23 protein-coding genes and 1 tRNA gene are annotated in these 23,881 nt (G+C 63.6%); 10 read left to right on the top strand and 14 right to left on the bottom strand.

The features are described 5' to 3' along the window. Nucleotides 1–105: 105 nt before the first annotated feature. From NKH41_RS02845 to NKH41_RS02810, 8 genes are all read right to left on the bottom strand, one after another. Nucleotides 106–1,551, bottom strand: a complete 1,446-nt coding sequence (locus NKH41_RS02845) for a homospermidine synthase (RefSeq protein WP_352742062.1) — start codon at nucleotides 1,549–1,551, stop codon at nucleotides 106–108. A 122-nt stretch (nucleotides 1,552–1,673) separates the two neighbouring features. Then, nucleotides 1,674–2,912: a hypothetical protein gene (locus NKH41_RS02840; protein WP_352767134.1), complete on the bottom strand. Its 1,239-nt coding sequence runs from the start codon at nucleotides 2,910–2,912 to the stop codon at nucleotides 1,674–1,676. Next, nucleotides 2,896–3,852, bottom strand: coding sequence for a heme-dependent oxidative N-demethylase family protein (locus NKH41_RS02835; RefSeq protein ID WP_352469535.1), 957 nt, complete (start codon nucleotides 3,850–3,852; stop codon nucleotides 2,896–2,898). Before NKH41_RS02835 ends, NKH41_RS02840 begins: the two co-directional genes overlap by 17 nt. Further along, the gene (locus NKH41_RS02830) at nucleotides 3,849–4,136 is read right to left on the bottom strand and encodes a YciI family protein (protein WP_352469536.1); all 288 of its coding nucleotides are present in this window, start codon (nucleotides 4,134–4,136) and stop codon (nucleotides 3,849–3,851) included. Before NKH41_RS02830 ends, NKH41_RS02835 begins: the two co-directional genes overlap by 4 nt. Before the next feature lie 17 nt (nucleotides 4,137–4,153). Beyond that, nucleotides 4,154–4,816, bottom strand: a complete 663-nt coding sequence (locus NKH41_RS02825) for an aminotransferase class IV family protein (protein WP_352469537.1) — start codon at nucleotides 4,814–4,816, stop codon at nucleotides 4,154–4,156. Beyond that, nucleotides 4,765–5,916: an aminodeoxychorismate synthase component I gene (locus tag NKH41_RS02820; protein WP_352767136.1), complete on the bottom strand. Its 1,152-nt coding sequence runs from the start codon at nucleotides 5,914–5,916 to the stop codon at nucleotides 4,765–4,767. Before NKH41_RS02820 ends, NKH41_RS02825 begins: the two co-directional genes overlap by 52 nt. A gap of 157 nt (nucleotides 5,917–6,073) precedes the next feature. After that, on the bottom strand, nucleotides 6,074–6,862 hold the full coding sequence (locus NKH41_RS02815; RefSeq protein WP_352767138.1) for a helix-hairpin-helix domain-containing protein: 789 nt from the start codon (nucleotides 6,860–6,862) through the stop codon (nucleotides 6,074–6,076). Between the two features lie 390 nt (nucleotides 6,863–7,252). Then, nucleotides 7,253–9,088, bottom strand: coding sequence for a M3 family oligoendopeptidase (locus tag NKH41_RS02810; RefSeq protein ID WP_352682529.1), 1,836 nt, complete (start codon nucleotides 9,086–9,088; stop codon nucleotides 7,253–7,255). A 152-nt stretch (nucleotides 9,089–9,240) separates the two neighbouring features. Between NKH41_RS02810 and NKH41_RS02805 the strand changes: the two genes are divergently transcribed. From NKH41_RS02805 to NKH41_RS02795, 3 genes are all read left to right on the top strand, one after another. Next, a complete protein-coding gene (locus NKH41_RS02805) occupies nucleotides 9,241–10,818 on the top strand; it encodes a sigma-54-dependent transcriptional regulator (RefSeq protein ID WP_352767139.1) in 1,578 nt (525 codons plus the stop codon). Nucleotides 10,819–11,177: 359 nt separating this feature from the next. Further along, nucleotides 11,178–13,031 carry a peptidoglycan L,D-endopeptidase MepK gene (gene mepK / locus NKH41_RS02800; protein ID WP_352767141.1) on the top strand — a complete coding sequence of 618 codons (1,854 nt, stop codon included), beginning with the start codon at nucleotides 11,178–11,180 and terminating at the stop codon, nucleotides 13,029–13,031. A gap of 81 nt (nucleotides 13,032–13,112) precedes the next feature. Continuing rightward, nucleotides 13,113–13,186: transfer RNA gene (locus tag NKH41_RS02795), tRNA-Gln, on the top strand. 43 nt (nucleotides 13,187–13,229) lie between these two features. Here NKH41_RS02795 and NKH41_RS02790 read toward each other — a convergent pair. Next, nucleotides 13,230–13,868, bottom strand: coding sequence for a 2-dehydro-3-deoxy-phosphogluconate aldolase (locus tag NKH41_RS02790; protein WP_352767143.1), 639 nt, complete (start codon nucleotides 13,866–13,868; stop codon nucleotides 13,230–13,232). 169 nt (nucleotides 13,869–14,037) lie between these two features. On the opposite strand from NKH41_RS02790, the gene trhO reads away from it, so the two are divergent. Next, on the top strand, nucleotides 14,038–14,958 hold the full coding sequence (trhO, locus tag NKH41_RS02785) for an oxygen-dependent tRNA uridine(34) hydroxylase TrhO (protein ID WP_502895624.1): 921 nt from the start codon (nucleotides 14,038–14,040) through the stop codon (nucleotides 14,956–14,958). A gap of 22 nt (nucleotides 14,959–14,980) precedes the next feature. Here trhO and NKH41_RS02780 read toward each other — a convergent pair whose 3' ends face one another. Continuing rightward, nucleotides 14,981–15,340: a YybH family protein gene (locus NKH41_RS02780; protein WP_352767146.1), complete on the bottom strand. Its 360-nt coding sequence runs from the start codon at nucleotides 15,338–15,340 to the stop codon at nucleotides 14,981–14,983. A 182-nt stretch (nucleotides 15,341–15,522) separates the two neighbouring features. Between NKH41_RS02780 and NKH41_RS02775 the strand changes: the two genes are divergently transcribed. Both NKH41_RS02775 and NKH41_RS02770 read left to right on the top strand, forming a co-directional pair. Then, entirely contained in the window at nucleotides 15,523–16,269 is a 747-nt protein-coding gene (locus NKH41_RS02775) for a tellurite resistance TerB family protein (protein WP_352767148.1), read from the top strand. 221 nt (nucleotides 16,270–16,490) lie between these two features. Next, nucleotides 16,491–17,246, top strand: a complete 756-nt coding sequence (locus NKH41_RS02770; RefSeq protein ID WP_352478254.1) for an SDR family oxidoreductase — start codon at nucleotides 16,491–16,493, stop codon at nucleotides 17,244–17,246. A 23-nt stretch (nucleotides 17,247–17,269) separates the two neighbouring features. On the opposite strand, the gene NKH41_RS02765 is transcribed toward NKH41_RS02770, so the two are convergent. Both NKH41_RS02765 and NKH41_RS02760 read right to left on the bottom strand, forming a co-directional pair. Next, nucleotides 17,270–17,650, bottom strand: a complete 381-nt coding sequence (locus NKH41_RS02765; protein WP_254816974.1) for a YciI family protein — start codon at nucleotides 17,648–17,650, stop codon at nucleotides 17,270–17,272. Between the two features lie 22 nt (nucleotides 17,651–17,672). Next, the gene (locus NKH41_RS02760) at nucleotides 17,673–18,857 is read right to left on the bottom strand and encodes a pyridoxal phosphate-dependent aminotransferase (RefSeq protein WP_352767149.1); all 1,185 of its coding nucleotides are present in this window, start codon (nucleotides 18,855–18,857) and stop codon (nucleotides 17,673–17,675) included. A gap of 83 nt (nucleotides 18,858–18,940) precedes the next feature. On the opposite strand from NKH41_RS02760, the gene NKH41_RS02755 reads away from it, so the two are divergent. The 4 genes from NKH41_RS02755 (at nucleotide 18,941) to denD (ending at nucleotide 21,972) form a co-directional block, all read left to right on the top strand. Next, complete coding sequence (locus NKH41_RS02755; RefSeq protein WP_352539340.1) at nucleotides 18,941–19,627, top strand: GNAT family N-acetyltransferase; 687 nt, start codon at nucleotides 18,941–18,943, stop codon at nucleotides 19,625–19,627. Between the two features lie 113 nt (nucleotides 19,628–19,740). Continuing rightward, complete coding sequence (locus NKH41_RS02750; RefSeq protein ID WP_352767151.1) at nucleotides 19,741–20,724, top strand: cation diffusion facilitator family transporter; 984 nt, start codon at nucleotides 19,741–19,743, stop codon at nucleotides 20,722–20,724. A gap of 62 nt (nucleotides 20,725–20,786) precedes the next feature. Continuing rightward, nucleotides 20,787–20,993, top strand: coding sequence for a hypothetical protein (locus NKH41_RS02745; RefSeq protein ID WP_352539338.1), 207 nt, complete (start codon nucleotides 20,787–20,789; stop codon nucleotides 20,991–20,993). A gap of 1 nt (nucleotide 20,994) precedes the next feature. Continuing rightward, a complete protein-coding gene (denD, locus tag NKH41_RS02740) occupies nucleotides 20,995–21,972 on the top strand; it encodes a D-erythronate dehydrogenase (RefSeq protein WP_352932041.1) in 978 nt (325 codons plus the stop codon). A 25-nt stretch (nucleotides 21,973–21,997) separates the two neighbouring features. Here denD and NKH41_RS02735 read toward each other — a convergent pair whose 3' ends face one another. Then, nucleotides 21,998–23,143 carry a nickel/cobalt transporter gene (locus tag NKH41_RS02735; RefSeq protein WP_352767307.1) on the bottom strand — a complete coding sequence of 382 codons (1,146 nt, stop codon included), beginning with the start codon at nucleotides 23,141–23,143 and terminating at the stop codon, nucleotides 21,998–22,000. Continuing rightward, nucleotides 23,140–23,808 carry a DUF1007 family protein gene (locus NKH41_RS02730; RefSeq protein WP_352469555.1) on the bottom strand — a complete coding sequence of 223 codons (669 nt, stop codon included), beginning with the start codon at nucleotides 23,806–23,808 and terminating at the stop codon, nucleotides 23,140–23,142. Before NKH41_RS02730 ends, NKH41_RS02735 begins: the two co-directional genes overlap by 4 nt. Between the last annotated feature and the right edge of the window lie 73 nt (nucleotides 23,809–23,881).

Below are 23,881 nucleotides of genomic sequence, written 5' to 3'. Positions count from 1 at the left end.
GCGTACTTTGTGCGTCCAAATGGACGCACGTGGCTCTAGGCCGCCCCTCTTCAATCGCCCGATTTCCGGGCGATTGCAAGCTGGCCGAGTGTCGAGGCAACGCTGCTATCGAACGAGGATGTTGCGGAATTGCCACGGGTCTTTGGTATCGAGATCCTCGGGAAACAGACCAGGCCGATTGTCGAGCGGTGTCCAGTCGGTATAATAGCTCCTGACCGGCCCGAGATAGGGGCCCTGCACGTCGAGGCAGCGCTTGTAATCCATCTCGTCGGCCTCGACGATGCCGGCCTCGGGATTTTCCAGCGCCCAGACCATGCCGGCCAGCACCGCCGACGTGACCTGCATGCCCGTAGCATTCTGATAGGGCGCCAGCTTGCGCGCCTCGGCCAGCGACAGCTGCGAGCCGTACCAGTAGGCGTTCTTGGCGTGGCCGTAGAGCAGCACGCCGAGTTCGTCGACGCCATCGACCAGTTCATTTTCGTCGAGCACGTGATGCACGGGCTGAGCCTTGCCGGCGACACCGAACATCTCGTGCAGCGACAGCACTGCGTCGTTGCAGGGATGATAGGCGTAATGGCAGGTCGGCCGGTATTGCACCTTGCCCTTCTTGCCGCGCAAGGTGAAAAAATCGGCGATCGAGATCGCTTCGTTGTGTGTCACCAGGAAACCGTATTGCGGGCCGGGCGTCGGACACCATGTGCGCACGCGTGTATTGGCGCCGGGCTGCTCCAGATAGATCGCGGCCTTCGAACCGTTCTTGTGGCTTTTGGCGTTCTTCGGCATCCACGCCTCATGCGTGCCCCAGCCGAGCTCGGCCGGCTGCAGCCCTTCCGAAATGAAGCCTTCGACCGACCAGGTGTTCCAGAACACGTTCATCGGCTTGGGCTTCTTGGTGCGCTGGGTGTCGCGCTCGGCGATATGGATGCCCTTGACGCCGGCCTTCTTCATCAGCCTGGCCCAGCCTTCGCGATCGTGCTGCGCGGGTTCCGAGAAGTCGAGGCCAAGATCTGTGGCGAGGTTGACCAGTGCCTGCTTGACGAACCACGAGACCATGCCGGGATTGGCGCCGCAGCACGAGATCGCCGTGGTACCGCCCGGGTTCTTCGCGATTTCAGTACGCACGGTCTCGCGCAGCGCATAGTTGGTGCGTGAGGCGTTGTCGGCCTTCTCGTCGAAATAAAAGCCGAGCCAGGGTTCGACCACCGTGTCGATATAGAGGACGCCAAGCTTGCGGCAGAGCTTCATCAGCTCAAGCGAGGAAGTGTCGACCGAAAGGTTGACGCAAAAGCCCTGGCCGCCGCCATTGGTCAAAAGTGGTGTCAGCAGCTTCTTGTAGTTGTTTTTGGTCACCGCATCCTGCATGAAAGTGATGCCGCGCTCGTCGAGCAATTTACGGTCGGTGTCGCGCGGGTCGATGACCGTCATGCGCGACTTGTCGAATTTGAAATGGCGCTCGATCAGCGGCAGCGTTCCCCGTCCGATCGAGCCGAAGCCGATCATCACTACAGGGCCGGTGATCTCACCGTAAACGGGCCAGTTTTCATTCGCCATTTATCGATTACTCCCTCAAAAAACGCTTCGGAACAGCGGCTTGGCCGCGGCGCGACAAACCATAGATCATTGTCACAATAAAGCGAAAAGCGGACGGCCGGCCTCACGCCGCGCCATCCCGGCTACGGCTCGACCAGTCTTGCGAATGCAGGCTTGAAGAGGTCACGTGCCTCGGAGACCGGCAGTTCCAGCAGATCGTCGGCGCAGGCCTGGATGGCATGCGGCAGGGTCTGGAGCCCGAAAACCAGAACCTGCTTGTCGCCCTCACGCCAGAGGCTGACCGCTAGATATTCGCCGATGAGATCGTCCATGCCGCATTCGGCTTCGTGATCGATATCGGTCTGATCGATCGGTTTCTTGCGCCGCTGGTTGACGAAGGAGGCCAGGGAAGGACCGGGCTTGCCATCCACCGTATCCGAGAAAATGTCCTGAGGGCCAAGCAGGACGCCGCGCCGCACATCCATGATGTAGGCGTCCGAATAGTTGGTCGGATGCGCTCCGCCGCAGAAGATGCTGCCGGACTCCCGCCAGCTCATCAGCCGCGGAGTCAGCGACGTCACTTCGAATGTGCTGTCCTCATAGCCGCCGAGCGTGCCGCCGTTCATACCGTCAATTGGCCCGCCTTCGTTGAAACCGGCATATTGCGCCGCCACGCAGCCCAGTGCGCCGATGTTTGCGCGCCAGTGCCTCTCTTGCAGCAGAGCATTCGCGGCCTCGATCGGAACGTCGCCGGACAGTTCGACAATGCGCGGCGTGGCAAACCTGGTGCGGGGGTCGACGACATAGCGGTAGGTTGCGTCCGGCCAACCAGTCGTCTTGCCGTTATCGAGCTGAGTGTCCATCCGCAGATAGTCATAAGGGGACGTTTCCATAGTGAGCGGCGTGTCATTGGCGAAGAACTTCATGAAGCTGAAATCGTAGAGATCGAGCGGGGTGCCGGGCTCGTTCCCGGTCACTTGCCGACTTGCGACCCGTTCCAATCTGAGCGGCAGCGCCTTCTTTCCGTTCCAGCTGCCTTCAAGGGTCTTGCCGTTACTGGATGAGGCCAGGCGCCACACGGCGGCAATCGGCGCGGCCTTTCCGTCATCGCAATTGTCGGCGCCGCATGCCTCCTCCTCGGCCAGTTCGAACTTGCTGCCCCTTTGAGACCGGGCCTGCAGCGGGATGTCAACGCCCTTCGAGCGGTAGAAATAGCGGCCGGCCAGCGGGCCGCCGGGCGCCGCGGGGTCGCCGGTGAATTCGACGACGATATCGGCCTTTCCAAGCTTGCCGGCATAAGTCACCGGCTCCGCCTCGGCTGCTGTCGACAGTACCAGGATCGCGGCCATGAACGTGACCGGCCTGCTAAGATGCTGGATCATTGTTCCCCCCAGCGATCATTTTCAGTGTTCCCACCAGCCGGTCACGGTCGGCGGTCATCCCCTTGTAGTCGAGTTGTGCCTCGTCCAGCGCCAGAAGTTGTTCGGCCAAGGACGCCGCGAGCGCCGCGCGGTCGGGGTGGCGTTCCAGCACGGCGAGCGGGTCGAGATGGATGCGGATGGTGAAGAGTACGTCGCCCGAAACGGGGAGCTTTCTCAGCGTCTGCCGCTCGACGCGGATAAAGGCATGGGCGTCGATGTCGCCATCCGGGAATCTCGACGGGCGACTGCTGGCGCGGTCGATGCGTTCGAGGTTGGAGAGCGGATGGTAGAGCGCGTCGCCCGCCTGGATCGACCAGTTGTAGCGCTCGACGGCTTGGCCCTGGAGGCCGTCGAACATGCGGTTGATGAGATCGGCCGGGCGTGTGCCCGGGCCGAAACCCGGTACCGGCGCGTGGATCTGCTGCAGCGGCTTGCCGAATTTTTCGATCAGCGACCATGACGACGGGAAGCAGAGCGAGCCGGCCGCCAGACGCCAGCCGCTCTCGTCGCGACGCATCAGGATCAAATCCTCCTGGACGAGCAACGAGGCCGCGACAAGCGGCGCATCGCTGAAAGAAGCTGAGGTGCCTGAGCCCTCGAGATTGTCGATGCCGCCGATCACCTCGATCGCATTGTCGGTACGCCTGTGGGTCTCAGGAAAGTTCGCCGCCAGATGCGCACCGAGCAGATCGAGCACTTCGCGCTGAGCGTCGCGCGTTGTTTGCTCCTCGACAAAAACCTTGCCGGGAATTTCCGCATAAAGCCGGCGTTTCTCGGCAAGATAGGGCAGCAGATATTCGTCGACCTCGATCCAGCTATCGAGATTGAGCGGCTTCAGCCCGATGGTGAACAGTTTCGACGAGCCGTCATAGGGTGTGTGGGTCGGCGGGCGGAAGCTCATGCCTCTTTGTAGGCTTCCAGTGCGGCGGCGGCCATTCTCGCCGTGAATTCGGTGATTTCGTAATCGGCGGCACCTGCCTTGGCGAAGGGATCGTCCGCCAGTCTGGCTTCGAGCACTTCGCGTGGACCACGCGCGATGATGATGCCGCCGGTCCTTGGCCGCTTTGGCCCGGAGGCGACAAAGATACCTTGCGCATAGCAGGCCTTCAGCCACTCGACATGCGCTTGCTGCAGGCGGTCGATCTCGGTCAGCGGCACCTTGTAGTTCAGCGAAACCACGAACATTGTTGTCTCCAGATGCTTCAGCCCAGCCGCGCCGGGATCAATCCGCGCAGCGAGTTGCCGACGAACAGCGCCTTGGCCGATTTCAGTTCGTTCCACGTGTAGACCGCTTCACCGGCGCGGCCTTGATCCAGCAGTTCGCCGCGCAGGACGCCAGGCAGCAGGCCGCAATCGAGCCGCGGCGTGGCCAGCACGCCGTCGCCGAAATCGGCAAAGACATTGGTGATCGTGCCCTCGCAGATTTCGCCGCGCTCATTGGCGAGCAGCACCTCGTCGGCGCGCCCGGCGAGATATTCGGCGCGCGCGCGCGTATAGGTTTGTCGGCGGCTGGTCTTGTGGCGCAGCAGCATATCGCTCGAATCAAGCCGCACGCGCGCCAGCTGCAGGGTCCAGACCTTGTCTGCGGCGAGCGGCTCGTAGGGCTGCACCGACACCGCCATTTCGCCCTTGCGCGACAGTACGAGGCGGGTGCGCAACGCGATCTGTTGGTGGCCGACCGCATTCATCAGCGCTTCGCCGACCCTTGTCGGATCGCAGGCGAAACCGAGTTCGCTTGCCGAGCCGTAAAGCCGCGCGAGATGGCGGTCGAAACGGAGGAAACCCGAGCCGGGTTCCCAGCGCATTGTTTCGATCAGTTCGAAATCGGCAGTGTTCCCGTCGCGAAACGGGCTTTCAGCAGACACTCCTGGTACTCCTCTTCGGCTGTCGAATCGAAGACGACGCCACCGCCGACATTGTAGACCGCCTCGCCATTGGCAAAGAGCGAGATGGTGCGGATCGCCACCGAAAAGCGCATCCGGCCGCCGGGCGCGATCCAGCCTATGGCGCCGCAATAGACATCGCGCGGGCCACTTTCCAGCTCGCGCAGGATCTCCATGGCGCGGATCTTCGGTGCGCCGGTAATCGAGCCGCAGGGGAACAGCGCGGCGAAAATCTGATGGATGGCGAGGCCGGGCAAGAGTTTCGCCCGCACGCGGCTCACCATCTGGTGGACCGTCGGGTAGCTCTCGATGCGGAAAAGCTCCGGCACATCGAGCGTGCCAACGTCGCTGATCAGTGAGATGTCGTTGCGCAGGAGATCGACGATCATCCGGTTCTCGGCCTGGTTCTTCTCGTCGTTGCGCAAGAACGCTTTCAGGCGATCGTCCTCGGCTTTTGTTGCGCCGCGCGGCGCGGTGCCCTTCATCGGATGCGTCTCGATCATGCCTTCCGCGTCCACCTCGAAGAACAGTTCGGGCGAACGCGACAAGACGATCGGATCGCCGAGCGCGACCAGCGCCCCATACTTCACCGGCTGGCGTTCGGTCAGCGCGTTGAAGGCGACCAGCGGGTCGCCCGACCACTGCGCATGGACCGGAAAGGTCAGATTGCCCTGGTAGCAGTCGCCCTTGCGGATGTGGTCATGCAGCCTGGCAAAGCGTTTGGCGTAGTCGTCCGAAGACCAGGCTGCCTTGGCGTCGAAGATTGGGCCGTTGCTGGCCGGCGGATCGCCTGGCGCGACCGTCTGCTCGACCGGCGCATCGAACACGCCGAGGCAAAAAAGCGGGGCGCGGCGGCCGGCCGGCAGCAGCGGAACGAGCTTGGGTTCGAGCAGGTAACCGGCCTCGTAGGAGAAATAACCGGCCAGCCATTTGCCGCCGTCATGTGCAGCCTGCGCGGCTTCCAGCGCCGGCAAAAAATCCGCCTCGCCATGCGCTGCGATTAACTCGGCCGGCCGGTCGAAAACGAGCTGCCGCGCGGTCTCGTCGTTCCTGAAAATTGCAAAGGGCAGGGGCAGGGACATAAGGCTCGGATGCTGCGGTCACCAGCGATCGATCTATATGGGGGCTCGACCGTGCGCAATCGAGGGAACGGCGTCTCAAGACGCAAAGGCGCGGCGGGCAAAAACAAAAGCGGCGCCCGAGAGCGCCGCCTTGTTCCCGATGCCGCCTTGCGATGGATCAGGTGTTGCTGGCTTCTCCCGCGGTCGGGAAGCGGCGCGCAAATTCCTTTTCGTCGCCGGCGGCAAGCAGTTTCGCCTGCTCGATCCAGCGTTCACGTTCGATGCGGCCGTCGAAATTCAACGTCGCCTCGATCCGCTTGACATCGTCGGGTGTCCAGGCGGCGATCTGGGCATAGGTCGTGACCCCAAGCCCCTTGAGCAGCCGCTCGTTAGTCGGGCCGATGCCGATCAGGCGACGCAGATCGTTGGCTTTGCCTGAGGCAGTGGCTGTTGCCTTGCCGGTCGCGGCTTTCTTTGCCGCCGGCGCAGCCTTGGTTGCCGCCGGCGCGGTCGTCGGCGCGGCGCTCGCTTTCGATGCAGGCGGTTTCGGCGTTGCCGTTTTCGCGGCACTTGCGCGTGGCGCGGTCGCGGCCTTCGCCGTTGCAGATTTCTTCGGCGCCGGTTTGGCCGGTGCGGATGTCGACATCAGGGTTGACGGCGCCTGCATCGCCGCCTTGGTCGCACCGGCCTTGGCGGCTGGCGCCTTAGCTGTTGCCGCCTTCGCGGTTGGCGCCTGGGTGGTTTTCGCCTCGCCCAGCCGGCGTTCGAGATCGGCGCGGGCGCGGCCGCATGCATCCAACTCACCGGTCAGACGGTCGCTATCGGCCCGCAATCTGTCGCGTTCGCTGCGCGTGCGGTCTAGATCGCCGCGCAAACTGTCGAGTTCGCCACGCAGGCGTCCCCAAATGAACCAGCCAACCAACACACCTACCAGGAACGCCAGGAGCATGTAGAAAAAAGTGCCCATTGTCTTTCTCTCTCCAGTCCGATCCGTCCGCCCTGGCCTGTAGAGCCATGACCTCGGCGAAGGACCATTCGATGGTGGTTCCGCAATTTGCAGAACAGCCGGCTTCGATCGAGCTGTCGGCGACCGGTTTGCCCCTGGCCAACAACCGTTGTCGCATCCGCCGACACGCCATGGCCGGTCGGGATTTTCCGACCGGATCCATTCGTGCCCGGCTGAGCTTGAGGGCGGACGCTATCATACAGCTTACGGGAATCTAACGGAAAACTTCCATGGAAAGTTATTTAAGACCAAATAACCAAGACAAGAATAGACCATCGCCAATATGCGTTGCTGCTAAACTGTTCTGGAAAACCCGGTCATCCGGTGTTGCGCATCGCCCAGTGTTGCGCATCACTTGTCCAGTGTTTCCAGCTCGTCGATCAGTCCGCTGATCACGCCAAGCCCGATCTGCCAGAAGGCAGGGTCGGCCGCGTCGAGGCCGAACGGCGCTAGAAGCTCGGAATGATGCTTGGTGCCGCCGGCGCGCAGCATGGCAAAATATTTCTCCTGAAAGCCGCGCTCGGCGTTCTGGTAGACCGCGTAGAGCGAGTTCACCAGGCAATCGCCGAATGCGTAGGCATAGACGTAGAAAGGCGAGTGGATGAAGTGCGGGATATAGGTCCAGAAAACCTCGTACCCTTCGCGCAGCTTGATCGCCGGCCCGAGGCTTTCCGCCTGCACTTCCAACCAGAACTGGCCGAGCTTGTCGGAGGTCAGTTCGCCGCTCCTGCGCTCGGCATGCACCTTACGCTCGAACTCGTAGAAGGCGATCTGGCGCACGACCGTGTTGATCATGTCCTCGACCTTCTGGGCGAGCATGGCCTTGCGTTCGCGCTTGTCGGTGGTCTGCTCGAGCAGCGAGCGGAAGGTCAGCATTTCGCCAAACACCGATGCGGTTTCGGCCAGCGTCAGCGGCGTCGATGCCATCAGGGCGCCCTGGCCGCCGGCCAGCACCTGGTGCACGCCGTGGCCGAGTTCGTGCGCCAGCGTCATCACATCGCGCGGCTTGCCCATGTAGTTGAGCAGCACATAGGGATGCGCCGAAGGCACGGTCGGATGGGCGAAGGCGCCAGGCGACTTGCCGGGTCTCACCGGTGCATCGATCCAGTTGCGGTCGAAGAAAGTTCTGGCGATCTCCGCCATGTCGGGCGAAAAGCGCTGGTAGGCGGAAAGCACGGTGTTCTTGGCCTCGTCCCAGCCGATGACCGCCTGTGGGGTCTCGGGCAATGGCGCATTGCGGTCCCAGTGGTTCATCACCTCCATGCCGAGCCAGCGCGCCTTCATCGCGTAATAGCGATGCGACAGGCGTGGATAGGCGTCGCGAACCGCGGCGGCGAGCGCATCCACCACGCTGCGTTCGACGCGGTTGGCGAGATGGCGGGAATCGGCAATGTCCTCGAAGCCGCGCCAGCGGTCGGAGATCTCCTTGTCCTTGGCCAGCGTGTTGGTGACCAGTGTAAAGACGCGCAGATTCTTGCGGAAGGTCGTGGCCAGCGCCTCGGACGCCCGGCGGCGCACCTCGCCGTCGGCGTCCTGCAGGCGATTGAGCGCCGGCTCAAGCGTCAGCTCCTCGCCGTCGACGTCGAAACGCAAATCGGTCATCGTCTCGTCGAACAGGCGGTTCCAGGCCCCGCGCCCGGTGATCGATTTTTCATGGAAGAGCTGCTCTATGCGGTCTTCGAGCTGATAGGGCTTATCCTTGCGCAGATCGAGCACCCAGGGCCGGTAATGGGCGAAGGCCGGATCGGCGGCGAGTGCGGTTTCGATCGCACCATCGTCGATGAGATTCAGCTCGAGCGCGAAAAACAGCAGGTGCGCGCTGGCATCGGTCATCTTTTCCTGGATGTCGCCATAGAGCTTGGCGCGCTGCGGATCCGACGTGTTGCCGGCATAGACAAGCCCGGCATAGGAGACGATGCGGCCGATCAGCTCCTCCAGCACTTCATAGACCTGAAGCGCCTCGCCAAGCCTGCCGGCGCCGCCACGCCCGGCCTCGGCGGCGAGCGTGCCTTTCCAACGGCTCTCGAAGGCGATGGCATCGGCGGCGGCCTTGGCGATGTCGCGCTTCAACTCGGGCGCCTCCATGCCCGAATAGAGATCGGCTAGATTCCATTCCGGCAGGTCGCCAAGCTCCGCCACGCCCTGACCGGGCGCCGCCGCCAGCTTTCGAGCAAAAACCATGCGCATTGCCGATCCTTCCAGACACAAAAATTCGAGGAAACGAGAAGCCGGTCAAATCCTAAGGAATTCATTCACCGGGTTTTTTGAAAGCTTATTTAGAACCCTGTGCCAAGATGATCCATAGGGCGCATTCTCGGGCGGGCACGGTCGGATCAGTCATGGCAGCTTCCATACTCATAGTCGATGACGATCCCGTGCAGCGCAGGCTGCTCGAGGCGGCGGTGACGAAATTCGGCCACACCGCGATCGTCGCCGATGGCGGCGAGGCCGGTCTCGATCTCGTCGACGGACCCAATGCGCGCGACGTGTCGGTGATCATCCTCGACCTGATGATGCCGGGCCTCGATGGCATCGGCGTGCTGAAGGCGATGCGCGAGCGCGGCATCCACATTCCCGTCATCGTGCAGACCGCGCAGGGCGGCATCGAAACCGTCGTTTCGGCAATGCGTCACGGCGCCTTCGATTTCGTCGTCAAGCCGGCCTCTCCCGACAGGCTGCAGGCGTCGATCGGCAACGCCCTCAAGGTCGAAGCGCTCGAAGGCGAAGTGAAGCGCTCGTCACGGCAGCGCGGCGGCCATCTGACGTTCAAGGACATGATCACCCACAGTCCGGCGATGGATCGGGTGATCCGGCTCGGCCGCAAGGCGGCGGCGTCCAACATTCCGATCCTGATCGAAGGTGAATCCGGCGTCGGCAAGGAACTGGTGGCGCGCGCCGTCCAGGGCAGCGGCGACCGCCGCTCGAAACCCTTCGTCACCGTCAATTGCGGCGCCATCCCAGACAATCTGGTCGAATCGATCCTGTTCGGGCACGAGAAGGGCTCGTTCACCGGCGCCACCGAAAAACATACCGGCAAGTTCGTCGAAGCGCACACCGGCACGCTGTTCCTTGACGAAATCGGCGACCTGCCGCTCGACGTGCAGGTCAAGCTGTTGCGCGCCGTACAGGACGGCGAGGTCGATCCGGTTGGCGGCCGCTTGACCGTCAGGGTCGACATCAGGCTGATCTCGGCAACCCATCGCAACCTGCTGCAGCAGGTCAAGGACGGCAAGTTCCGCGAGGACCTGTTCTACCGGCTGAACGTCTATCCGATCTTCGTGCCGCCATTGCGCGACCGTCGCGACGACATCCCCTATCTGGTCGAGCACTTCATGGAGAAGGTGGCGCCCGCCGATCCGCGCCACCGCCTGCGAGGCATCTCGGCTGCGGCGCTTGCCATGCTGCAGGCCTATGACTGGCCGGGCAACATAAGGCAGCTCGAAAACGCCGTCTTCCGGGCCTCGGTGCTCGCCGACGGCGACATGCTGACCGAAGAAGAATTCCCGCAGATCCGGGCGCAAGTCGAGGGCACGGTCAATCTCGATTCGGGTATCGCCTTGCCAGCTCCAGGGTGCCCAGCTTCAGGGGGGCCAACTCCAGGGTGGCCAGCTTCCGGAGTGGGTTCGGGCAGCCAGCCGCGCGACAACATATCGGCCGCTGGCGGCATCGCAGCCGCCGACGCCGATGCACCGGCCAGGCCTCGTTTCGGCACGCTGCGGGCGCTCGACGAGCGCGGCAATGTGCGTGCGCTGGCCGACGTCGAACTCGAAATGATCAAGCTCGCCATCGATCACTATAACGGCCAGATGAGCGAAGTCGCCCGCCGCCTCGGCATCGGCCGGTCGACGCTCTACCGCAAGCTCAAGGAATACGGCATCGACCCGGAAACCGGCCGCGTCGAACGGCTCGCTTCCTGAGTCACAGGGCCAAGCCGGTTCTCATCCGGACATCATTCCACGCAACTGCGCCTCGAAATGATGTGTTCGCCACAGTGTTCACGTATTAAGGCGGACGGTAACAGATCGTGTTTCGAGCTGGCGCCAAAACATGATCTAAACCAGCGGTTTACCAAGATATCCTGCGCAATATTTTTGGCGGGATATCGCCACCGTGTTACCGCATTTCGGCTTCAATAAGCGATGATTAACCATTAGGATCGATATTCGGATGCACACACCACGCATCCGTTTGGTCAAATCCGGGGACAAAACGGCAGCCTGCAAGGCCTTTTGATTTGAACAGAATCGAACGACACGAAAACGGGCGGCATTATCACATGAGCGTCTGGCCGAGATGGCTGGCAGCGGTGATTGTTGCCGTCGGGTTCCTTGCAGCGGCGGCAACCGGCGCCAGCGCCGAGACACGTTCGCTGAAGCTCTATCATCTCCACACGCATGAAAAGGCGGAGATCGTCTACAAGCGCAACGGCCGCTACGACCAGGCGGGCTTGCGAAAGATCAACATCATCCTGCGCGACTGGCGTCGCAACGAGCCGACCAAGATGGATCCGCGCCTGCTGGACCTGGTCTGGGAGGCCTATCGGGAGAGCGGCGCCACCGACTACATACAGGTCGTCTGCGGCTATCGTTCGCCGGCCACGAATTCGATGCTGCGCAGCCGCAGCAGGGGCGTCGCCGAAAAAAGCCAGCACATGCTCGGCAGGGCGATGGATTTCTATATTCCCGGCGTGCCGCTGAAGAAGCTGCGCGACGTCGGCCTCAGGATGCAGGGCGGCGGCGTCGGCTACTATCCCAGCTCCGGCTCGCCCTTCGTGCATATGGATGTCGGCAATGTACGCCACTGGCCCGGCATCAGCCGCCAGGAACTGGCGCGCGTGTTCCCCAACGGCAAGACGCTGCATGTGCCGAGCGACGGCAAGCCGCTGCCTGGTTATCAACAGGCGCTCGCCTCCTACAAGGCCCGCAAGGGCGCCGGCGCACCGGCCATCGAACTCGCCAGCGCAAGCGGCGGCGGCAAAAAATCCCGCGGGTTCCTGGCAGCCTTGTTCGGCGGTGGCGACGACGAGGCGGACGACAGCGCCGACGTGGCGATGGCCGAGCCGGCGCCAAAGCCCCGTAACGTGAAGCCGGCGCCGTCCGCCAAGAGCAGCAACCTGCCTGGCATTGCCATCGTCGCGCCTCAGGATGCCAAGCGCGCCGAGATTCCGGAAGTCGCCGATGCTCCGGCGCCTGCGCCTGAACCGGAGAACGACACGCCGGAGACGATCATCGCGGCATTGCCTGCCCGCAGCATCCCGCTGCCGGATTTTGCTCCGCGCCCGAAGACGGACGTCGGCGGCCAGCCGCCTGAGAACGTTCCGTTCGGCGTGGCGGATGCGGCTGGATCGACTGAACAGGCGGTGGCGACCGCGCAAGCGCCGGCAAGCGCGGCGCCGGCAAATGTTCCGTTCGGCATAGCAGACCCGTCTGCTGCGGCCGGCCCGGTGCAGGTCGCGGCAAACAACGTTCCCGTGCCGAGCTGGCGGCCCGATCATTCGCTGCCGGCCGATCTTTCGCCTGCTAGTCTTGCGCCGCAGGACAAGCAAGTGTTGCTGGCGCTGGCGAGTGCGGCCGAGCGGAGCAACACCGCCACCGACGCATTCTCGGTGTTGCCGTCGGCGCGGCCCGACAGTTCCCAGCCCGACGAGGTCAAGGCCGTTCTGGAAAGGGTCAGCGCGACCGACGAATACAAGGTCGCGTCGCTTTCCGAGCAAGCATCGGTGTTCGAGGAACCGGCGAGCGACGACGGGGCATCGAGCGACGGGGCATCGCCGCGCGAGGCCATCGTTGCCCGCCCGGCCGGCTCCGATCCGGCCGCCGTCATCGGTGCAGGCGTGAAGACCACACGCAAGGAACCCAGGGCCACCGCCCGCGACCTGAAGCCCGGCCCCAAGCCGGTGGTGGTCGCCGCCGCGCCGCAGGCCGCTCGGTGGGCGCTGCACAGCGGTGAGTATGTCGCAACTGTTTCAGATGCGACAACGGCGCCGCGCTACGCCTACGACTTCGTCCGTACGGCACCGAGCGAGGTCTATACGATAGGCTTCCAGCCGGGCAACGAGATGGCCGATGCAAACCGGTTCACCGGCAAAGCCGTCAAGTTCATGTCGGTTGCCCGCTTCAAGACCGAGTAGGCCGCGCTGGGCACCTCGCGCGGCCTCCACCGCCGGCACTGGCTTCCTTCATCCAGGGATGCTAACCACTGGTCGGCATTCTCCCGCTTCGTCTAATGGTAGGACAGCGCCCTTTGAAGGCGTGAATCGTGGTTCGAGCCCATGAGCGGGAACCAGCCCGGCGAACCAGATCGGCGGCGGCTTTTGATGCAGAAGATGCTAGCGCCCGAGCTTGCTTGCCGCGCGCGCCAAGGCTTCGATCTCGTCCCATTTGCCGGCCTTGACCAGATCGTCCGGCGCCACCCAGGAACCGCCGACGCAGATGACGTTGGGCAGGCTGAGGTAGTCGGCGGCATTCTTGCCGGTGATACCGCCGGTCGGGCAGAATTTCACGTCGGCAAGCGGCGCGGCGAAAGCCTTGAGCGAAGCGATGCCGCCCGACTGTTCGGCCGGGAAGAATTTCAGAAAGCGCAGGCCGGCTTCGCGGGCGGCCATGACCTCTCCCGGCGTGATGGCGCCGGGCAGCAACGGCACGTCGCTGTCCTTGGCTGCCGCGAGAAGCTCGCGGGTGATGCCGGGGCTGACGATGAACTTCGAGCCGGCGGCCGCCGCCTCGCCGAACTGCCGGGCGTCCAGGATGGTGCCGGCGCCGACGACGGCGTCTTCAACCTCGCCCGCCACCCGGCGGATCGCCTCCAGCGCGTCGGCGGTGCGCAGCGTGATCTCGATCGCCGGCAGGCCGCCGCGGGCCAGCGCCCGGGCCAGCGGCACCGCGTCGGCGGGATTGGCGATCTTCAGCACCGGTATGACCGGCTGGCCGTTGAGGAGCGACAGGAGCTTTTCGGTCGTGCTGGGCATTCGTCGTCTCTCCTCTGTTGATCAAGTCGACCGGTTAGCAGAAGGCGGTTTTTCTGTCCACGAAACGCGGCGTGTCGCGATGTCACGCGTGGTGTTCGAAACCTTCCGCGGTCAGACCGCTCCCGGCTCTGCCTTGATCCGGCTGTCGTGAGCGTCTAGTGGCTTGGTGATGACACTTCCCAGCCAAGCCTTCCGCGTTGCCGCGCTTTACCGCTTCGCCCGGCTCGACACCTTCGAGGCGCTGCGCGCGCCGCTCGCCGCCTTCTGCTGCGCACGCGGCATCAAAGGCACGCTGCTGTTGGCGCGTGAGGGCATCAACGGCACGGTCGCCGGCAGTGAACCGGCAATCGCGGCGCTCATCGATCATCTCGAATCCATCGACGGTCTCGCCGGCCTCGAGATCAAATACAGCAGCGCCGCAACGATGCCGTTCCATCGCATGAAGGTGCGGTTGAAGCGCGAGATCGTCACCATGGGCGTGGAGAATATCGATCCGGCGGCAGGTGCAGGCACCTATGTCGCGCCGGCCGACTGGAATGCACTGATCTCGGATACGGGCACCATCGTCATCGACACGCGCAACGCCTACGAGGTGTCGCTCGGCACCTTCAAGGGCGCTGTCGATCCCGCCACCAACAGCTTCCGCGAATTCCCGGCCTGGGTCGAGCAGCATCGGCACGAGCTAGACGGGCGCAAGGTCGCCATGTTCTGCACCGGCGGCATACGCTGCGAGAAGGCGACGGCCTATGTGAAGTCGCTCGGTTTGGAGGATGTGTTCCACCTCAAGGGCGGCATTCTGAAATATCTCGAGGACGTGCCCGCCGAACAGAGCCTCTGGCAAGGCGAATGCTTCGTCTTCGACGAGCGCGTTTCGGTATCGCACGGGCTGGTCGAAGGGGAGGCCGAACTCTGCCGCGCCTGCCGGCATCCGCTGGCTGCAGAAGACCGGCTGTCGCCGAGATATGCTACCGGCGTTTCATGCCCGCATTGCTTCGATGCCCGCTCGGACGAAGATCGCGCCCGCTACGCCGAGCGCCAGCACCAGGTCGAGCTGGCGCAAGCACGCGGCGACCGCCACATCGGAAGTTAGCTTCACGTTAAGCAACTTTACGTTAAGCAACAGCAAAGCGATCGATGACCCACAGCCATGTCCCGTCGCTCTGCCGGCGCGCGACCTCGGTGGTGATGGTGCCGTCGGGAAGCCGGGTCGAGGTCAGCGCCAGGTCGCCATCGACGACAGCCGGGCGCTGATCTCCGGACTGAAATTTTCGGCCGGTTGCGGTGATCTCCGCGAACAGCGCCCGGATGGCTTCGCGGCCGAACGTCAGGTGTCCGCCACCGCTGTCGATGACTGCATGTGGCTCGAAAAGCGCGGCCATGCCGTCAATGTCTCCGACCCATTGCCGCGAAATCAGCAGGCGCTCCAGCTCCTGGGGATCGCGTGCCGGCTGGCGGTCTGTCTCATCGGTCATGCCAGGCTCCTCTCAAGCATATAATTTCCGCGTGAAATCCAAGCAGATGTCGGTGCGAGGTCATGCGTGGCAGCGGGCAAAAGGACGCGCCGCGTCATTGTAATGTCAAACTGCGGGACCTAGGTCTTCGACGTGCAAACCCTGCCCGCGCACCTTCGGCCGGGCCAATTCTGGAGGCATAGATGTTCGATCCCAAGAAGCTCCTCGACGATCTGCTCGGCTCGCAAGTCCCCGGCACCGGATCAACCGTCCGCGACAAGGCCGGGCAGGCGGTGCAGATGGCCAAGGACAATCCGCTTGCAGCCGGTGCGCTGGCCGCGGTGCTGCTCGGAACCGGCCCAGGCCGCCAGGTCACCGGTGCGGCGGTGAAGCTTGGTGGGTTGGCTGCGATCGGCGGCCTCGCCTACAAGGCCTACCAGAACTACAAGAACGGCAACGCGCCGGCCGAGACGCAAGCTGCAGGCGAACCGGAATTGCTGCCGCCGCCGGCCGATACCGCCTTCCATCCGTCGCAAGCGCCGCAGGGCGAAGACGAATTCACGCTGACGCTGGTCAGGGCGATGATCTCGGCGGCGAAGGCCGACGGTCACGTCGATGACGAAGAGCGGCAGAAGATCGCCGGCAAGCTCAGCCTCGCCGGCGTCGGCGCCGAAGCGGAGAAATTCCTGATGTCGGAACTGGAGGCGCCGCTCGATCTGGATGTGCTGATCGCCGGGGCCAAGACCGATGCGCAAAAGCTGGAACTCTACACCGCCTCGCGTCTTGCCATCGATCCGGACACGCGGGCCGAACGCGGCTATCTCGACCTGCTTGCCGGCCGTCTCGGCCTGCCGGATGCGCTGGTCGACCATGTCGAGGCGACGGTGACGGCGGCGAAGGTGCCGGCAGGGGGCAGCACGGCCAAGCCGGTCGCAGGCTCGCGCTGGTAGCTCGAAGAGGAAGCCTCGGAGCTCGGCGCCGTTGGCGTTAGCTTCTCGTTAATCCGGTGAGCGCATGATTTCAGTCAGTCGGATCGGCTTTCCTCCTCCCATGCCGGGTTCGGATCAGGGGCGGTCGCCAACGGCCGCCCTTTTTGTGAGCACAGGCTTTGGGCCGGCTTGCCATGGTTCCCGTCATTTGCGATGCCTCATCTCTTTCAGGGAGTACAGCCATGACCGACTATAAAACCGCCATCGTCACCGGCGCCGGCACGGGCATCGGCAAAAGCGTCGCCACGGCGCTGCTCAAGGCCGGCTGGAATACGGTCTTCTGCGGTCGCCGCAAGCCGGTGCTGGAGGATGCGATCGCCGCGGCCGGGCCGACGCAGGCCAAGGCATTGGCCTTCGCCTGCGACATCAGCAAGGCCGATCAGGTCGACGATCTGTTCGAGACGGTGGCGGCGGCTTTCGGGCGCGTCGACCTGCTCTTCAACAATGCCGGCACGAGCTACAAATCGACATTGATCGACGACATCCCGGTCGAAGTGTGGAACGACATCGTCGGGGTCAATCTCACCGGCTCGTTCCTGTGTGCTCGCGCCGCGTTCGGCGCCATGCGCAGGCAGCAGCCGATGGGCGGCCGCATCATCAACAACGGCTCGGTATCGGCCTATGCGCCACGGCCGGGCTCGGTGCCCTATACGGCGACCAAGCACGCCATCACCGGGCTGACCAAGACGCTGGCGCTGGACGGCAGGCCCTTCGACATTGCTTGCGGCCAGATCGACATCGGCAACGCGCTGACCGACATGGCGCAGGCGATGACGGTCGGCGTGCCGCAAGCCAACGGCACCATTGCCGCCGAAGCAGTGATGGATGTCGAGCGCGTCGCCGATGCCGTCCTCCATATGGCCAGCCTGCCGCTCGACGCCAACGTGCTGTTCATGACCGTGATGGCGACGAAGATGCCATTTGTCGGGCGAGGCTAAATTAATCTCAACCCGGTCCTAAATCAGGGCCGGGTGACCGGAAGCGGCACGCCGGGAAGATAGAGCGAAATCGGGCGGATTTCGTAGACGGCGGTCGGATTGACGCGGCGAAGGTCGCGCGCAATGTCGATGGCGGCGTCACGGTTGGCGCAGTCGACGACATAGAGCCCCAGCAATTGTTCCTTGGTCTCGGCAAAGGGGCCGTCGATAACCATTCCGGTGCCTGGCCCGCGCAAGGTGCAGGCGTCTTGTGTCGCGCCGAGCCGGGCCGCCGGCCCAAGAGTGCCTTGCCGGTAGAGCCGATCGTTGATCTGGAGAAGATCGGTCATCAGCGCCGCATCCTGCTCAGGCGTCAGTGCCGTAATCGCTTCTTCCTCGTGATAGGCAAGAATGGCATAGAACATCTGGCTTCTCCTTTCGTCGTCCTCACTTCGCCAGGAACGCCTCGATCCGCTCCAGCGCGCGCAGGATGTTCTCCTCGGAATTGGCGTAGGACAGCCTGACATAGCCTTCGCCGAGAATGCCGAAATCGGGGCCGCCGATCAGCGCCACGCCGGCATCCTCGAGCAGCGCCGAGGCGAGCTTCTTGGCCTTCCAGCCGGTCTTGGAAACATTGGGGAAGGCATAGAAGGCGCCTTTCGGCGTAATGCAGGAAACGCCGGGCAAGGCATTCAACCCTTCGACCACCACCTTCCTGCGGCGGTCGAAGGCGCGCATCATCTTGTCGACATCGTCCTGCGGGCCGTCGATGGCGGCAATGCCGGCATACTGGCTCGGCGCGTTGACGCAGGACCAGCAATTGACCGCCAGCTTGCGCACCTTGTCGTAGAGATGCGCGCCCTTGTCGCCGTTCGGCCAGATCGACCAGCCCATGCGCCAGCCGGTCATCGCCCAGGTCTTCGACCAGCCGTTGAGCACGATCAGCCGGTCACGGATTTCGGGGAAGGCGAGCAGCGAACAATGCGTCTCGCCGTCATAGGTCATCACGTCGTAGATCTCGTCGGAGAGGATGGCGACGTCCGGGTGCGCTTGCAGCCCCTTGACCAGCTTTTCAATCTCGGCGCGCGGCGTGACGCCGCCGGTCGGGTTGGCGGGCGAGTTGAGGATCAGAAGCCTGGTCTTCGGCGTGATCAGCGCCAGTGTCTCCGCGGCCGAAAAGGCAAAGCCGTTCTCCTCGCGCATCGGCACCGGGATGGGGGCAGCACCGGTGAACTCGATCATCGAGCGGTAGATCGGAAAGCCGGGATCGGGATAGAGGATTTCGGCGCCCGGCTCGCCGAACATCAGGATCGCCGCGAACATGGTCGGCTTGCCGCCGGGCAGGATCATCACCGCTTCGGGCGAGACTTCGACGCCGGTGGTGGCCAGCGTGCGGCGTACCACCGCTTCGCGCGTCGCCAGCAGGCCGTTGGCCGGCGTATAGCCGTGATGGCCATCGCGCAGCGCCTTGATCGCGGCCTCGACGATGTGCTGCGGCGTCTTGAAGTCGGGCTGGCCGATGCCGAGATTGACAATATCGCGGCCCTGGTGGGCAAGTGCCGTGGCACGCGCCAGCACCGCGAACGCATTTTCCTCGCCGAGGCGGTCGAAGGCCGAAATCGTGTGGAGCATTTTTCCCGTCCGTGTGGTTCTTTCAGCGAGCGTGCGTTTTTGTGAGCGTCCGCCCGCAAAAGTCAAACGGATTGGAGTTTTCGGTGTCGGAAAATCTCAAGAATTGGCAACCGCGCCCGCGGCCCGAACGCAAGGTGCTGGAGGGGCGAACTGTCAGGCTGGAGCCGCTCAACGCCGAAAAACACGGTGACGGCCTGTTTGAGGCCTCGTCGGTGGCCGATGCCGGCGGCCGCTTCGCCTGGCTGCCAGACTACCCGCCGGAGAGCCGTGCCGCCTTCCAGCCGTGGCTGGACAAGGCAGAAGCCAGCGAGGACCCGCTGTTCTTCACAGTCATCGACAAGGCCAGCGGCAAGGTCGCCGGGCGCCAGACGCTGATGCGCATCGACGCCGCCTACGGCGTCATCGAGATCGGCAACATCTATTGGGGCCCGTTGATCTCGCGAAAGCCGGCGGCGACGGAAGCGCAGTTCCTGTTCATGAAGTATGTCTTCGACGAGCTTGGCTACCGCCGCTACGAATGGAAATGCAACAATCGCAACGAGCCGTCGAAGCGCGCGGCGGAACGTTTCGGCTTCAAGTTCGAGGGCATTTTCCGTCAGCATCTTGTGGTCAAGGGCGAAAACCGCGATACCGCGTGGTATTCGATCATCGACAGGGAATGGCCTGATCTGCGCAGAGCCTATGAAGCGTGGCTCGATCCGGCCAATTTCGACAGCGATGGCCAGCAGAAGCGGCGGCTCGAGGATTTTCGCGCCGAGTTCGGCGCCTGACCATGCTCCCGAAAAGTGGTATCCGGTTTTCGGATAGGATTATGGTCAAACGAGAAGACAGAGCCTCCATCCCGAGTCTGCCGGGATAGATCAGGCTCTAGCAGGGGCTATAGATGGCGCATACCCACGACCACGCTGCGCAGGGCCACGACCACAGCCATGGCGCAGGTCATGTGCACGGCTCGACCGACAAGAAGCGCGTGCTGATCGCTGCCTGCCTGACCGCCGGCTTCATGGTCGCGGAGACGCTGGGCGCCATCTTCACCGGTTCACTGGCGCTGCTGGCGGATGCCGGCCATATGCTTGCCGATTGCGTCGCGCTCGGCCTTGCCTGGTATGCCTTTCACCTTGCGAGCCGGCCGGCGACCGTGCGCCTCACCTACGGCTTCGGCCGGGTCAAGACGCTGGTCGCCTACACCAACGGCATCGCCATCTTCGCAATCGCGCTGTGGATCGTCTACGAGGCTTGGGGCCGCTTGCAAGCGCCGGCTCCGGTGCTCGGCGGGCCGATGCTGGTCGTCGCGATCGCCGGCCTGCTGGTCAATCTCGGCTCGTTCTACGTGCTGCACGGCGGCGACCACGGCAGCCTGAATATGCGCGGCGCCATCCTGCACGTGCTCGGCGACCTGCTCGGCTCGGCAGCGGCGATCGTCGCGGCGCTGGTGATCCTGGCGACGGGCTGGACGCCCATCGATCCGATCCTGTCGATCCTGGTCTCGCTGCTGATCCTGTCCACGGCCTGGTCGCTGATGCGCGAGGCAGCCCACGTCCTGCTCGAAGGCGTGCCGGCAAGCCTCGACCGCGACCTGATCGCCAGGGACATCGAAGGCTCGATCAAGGGCGTGCGCGAGGTGCATCACATGCATGTCTGGTCGCTCGACGGCTCCAGCAACATGGCGACGTTGCATGCCTGCCTCAATGACGGCGTCGACGCGCATATGGCGGTAAGCGCGATCAAGAAGCGGCTTGCGGCGGAACATGGCATAGCCCATGCCACGGTCGAACCGGAATTCGGCCGATGTGCCGACAGCCATGAGCATGATGACGAGCACGATCACGCGCATGATGCGGCACCGCACCGCGGCCATTATCACTGACTTCGGGAGTTCTGGGCATTGGCAACGATCGACATGAACTCTCGCCACCCTGGCGCCGCGTGATGGACCGCGACACCCGCAATGCGGCGATCGGCGCCGCTTGGGTTTTGCTGCTGTTCGGCATCGCAGCCTATTATCTTCCAACAGTGATGCTGGCGGTCGGCAGGGTCTCGACGGTGCTTGCCGGTGTCGTCGCGGCGATCTTCATGGTGGCAATCTTCGTCGTGTTCTGGCTGCGTAGCCGCAGCCAGCGCAAAAAGGGAAAGTGACATGCGCATTCTGATTACCGGCGCGGCAGGCATGGTCGGCCGCAAACTCATCGCCAGGTTGGCCAAGGACGGGACGGTCGGCGGCCGCAAGATCGCCGCGCTCGACCTTCACGATATCGTGCCGCCGCAAGCGCCGGTGCTCGAAGGTGTCAGCATTACCCTCCACACCGGCGACCTTGCCGCACCGGGAGCGACCGCAAATCTGGTCGCGCCGCGCCCCGACGTGATCTTCCATCTCGCCGGCGTGGTGTCGGGTGAGGCGGAGGCCAATTTCGATCTCGGCTATCGCGTCAATCTCGACGGCACCAGGGCGCTGTTCGATGCCATCCGCTTGGCCGCCTATACGCCACGCGTCGTCTTCACCTCGTCGATCGCCGTGTTCGGCGCACCGTTTCCCGACATCATTCCGGACGAGTTCCACCCGACGCCGCTGACCTCCTACGGCACGCAGAAGCTGATCGGCGAGGCGCTGCTTGCCGACTATACGCGCCGCGGTTTCTTCGACGGCATCGGCATCAGGCTGCCGACCATCTGCGTCAGGCCGGGAAAGCCGAACAAGGCGGCCTCAGGGTTCTTCTCCGGTATCATCCGCGAGCCGCTGAGCGGCCATGAAGCGATCCTGCCGGTGCCGCGCTCAGTCGTCCACACACACGCCAGCCCGCGTTCGGCGGTGAATTTCCTGATCCATGCGGCTCAGATCGACGGCAGTGCCGTCGGCCCGCGCCGCAACCTGGCGATGCCGGGCGTCGCCGTCAGCGTCGGCGAACAGATCGAAGCGCTGGAACGTGTCGCCGGCGCCAAGGCGGTGAAACTGATCCGCGAGGAGCCCGACGAGACGATCTGGGCGATCGTCAAGGGCTGGCCGACGCGCTTCGAGGCGCGGCGCTCGAGGGAGCTTGGCTTTGCCGCCGAAACGAGCTTCGACGAGATCATCCGCGTCCATATCGAAGACGAGTTGGGGGGCAATATCCCTAGTTAAAGCGCCCCGATCGGACGCAACGAGGTCAGGCGCCAGTCAGGCTGGCCGAAAGCAGCAGCAGGCCGAACAGGAAGACGAAGGCGGCGCCGCCGATCTCGACGAAGGAATGGATGCGGTTGCCCATGCGGCCGTCGCCGGCGAAATACACCGCCCAGTTCTTGGCGGTCACCGCAAGCGTCGCCAGGGCCGAGACGGTGATTGCGGTGCCGAGCGCCATGGCCAGCACCGAAAGGATGCCGCCGAACCATAGCCCGTTCAGCAAGGCGAAGCTCAGCACGATCAGCGCGCCGGAACAGGGGCGGATACCGACGGCAGCGACCGCCGACCAGGCCGTGCGCCAATCGAAGCGATCACCGGAAAGCAGCGCCGGGTCGGGGGCATGCGAGTGTCCGCACGTCTCGCAGACCTCGCCCGCCGCATGGCTGTGGTGATCGTGCGCAGTATGGGCGTGGTCGTGGGCGCCGTGGTCATGCGCATGATCGTGGTGGTCATGCGCATCAAGCGCGTGGGAATGTGCCGCATGGGCATGCGCGGAATGTGAATGGCCGGCATGTGAATGGCCGGCATGGGCAGCCGAGAGGCTGTAGCCCGGATTTGCGCCGAACAGGCGAAGGATGGCCGGGCCGGCCTTGCGCCACAGCAGCCAGGCGCCGAACAGAGTGACGAAGACATAGCTCATGATTTCAAGGAACCATGCGGCGTCTGTCATCGAGACGGCAGTGCCGCGCAGCAAGAAATAGGCGACCAGCATCACCACGATCGCGGTCAGCGCCTGCAGCAGGGCCGAGACGAAGGACAGCATGATGCCGCGCCGGAGCGCCACTTCATTGGCCACCATGTAGGAAGAGATCACCGCCTTGCCGTGACCGGGGCCGGCGGCGTGGAAAATGCCATAGGCAAAGGACAGGCCGATGAGCAGCCACAACTTGCTGCCGTCCTGGCGCATCGCCTTCATCGCGCCGGCAAGCGCATGATAGAATTCCTGCTGGCGCAGATTGATCCACATCAGGATGTGGGCGAACGGGCCGGTGGCGGTTGGAGCCATGCCGTCATTGGTGCCGATGCCGAGTGAACTCTGGGCGTGGGCGGAGCCGAGAAAGTGCGTCATCACAAAGGCGGCGGCCAGAAGACCGAATGCCAAACGCAGGGACGGTTTGGTCACTGGATCTATCCTTCCGGCTGACAGGTCAGTTCAAGCTTGGTGGCAAAGATCTTGCTCATGTCGGTGCCTGTCGGATCGTTGAAGAAGGCCTCGGTCAGGGTCTTCTGGTTCTGGGCGATCGCCTCGTCCGGGTTCGGGCGGACAACCTTGCTGGTGCAGGTCGGCGGCAACCCATCGACCTGCAGATTGGCATCCTCGGTGAAATCGATCGCGGTGTAGAAGGTCGGGTCGTAGACGCCGATATCTATCTTGCCGCTCAGTTTGATCGGTACCTTCGGTTCAGATTCAAACAGGATGATCAACTGGTCATTGTCGAAATTGGCCATCAAATGCGGCGGCGGGGTCATTGCCACGTCCTTGCCGTCGACGGTGACGAGCTGGAAATAGTTGAATTCGGCAAGCGAGGCATGGACGGTGTCGGCGACATCCTTCAGCTCCTTGTCGTCGAGTTTCAGGTCGGAATTCTTGTCGAACTCCATCATCACCGTGCTCGAAAACAAATCGTCGAAGCGCCAGACATGACGCAATGCCTTCACAGTTTGGTGATCCGGGCCGAGGACCACTTCGAGGCGGGCTTCGGCGAAGACGTGGGGATGCACCTCAGCCGGTCCGACGGCGGCAAACGTCGCGGTCAAGGCCGAAGCCAGCATGATTGCTTGCCGTTTCAGGTGCATTCTCGGTCGCGATTCAATCGGCTTCGGTGAATTGCCGACAGTTACCAGAAAGCGGGCGAAAATGGGACCGCAA

Source organism: Mesorhizobium sp. M1169 (genome assembly GCF_040318345.1).
GTDB lineage: Bacteria > Pseudomonadota > Alphaproteobacteria > Rhizobiales > Rhizobiaceae > Mesorhizobium.
The sequence above is the reverse complement of the archived record's forward strand: the minus strand, read 5'-3'. Positions and strand labels throughout refer to the sequence as shown.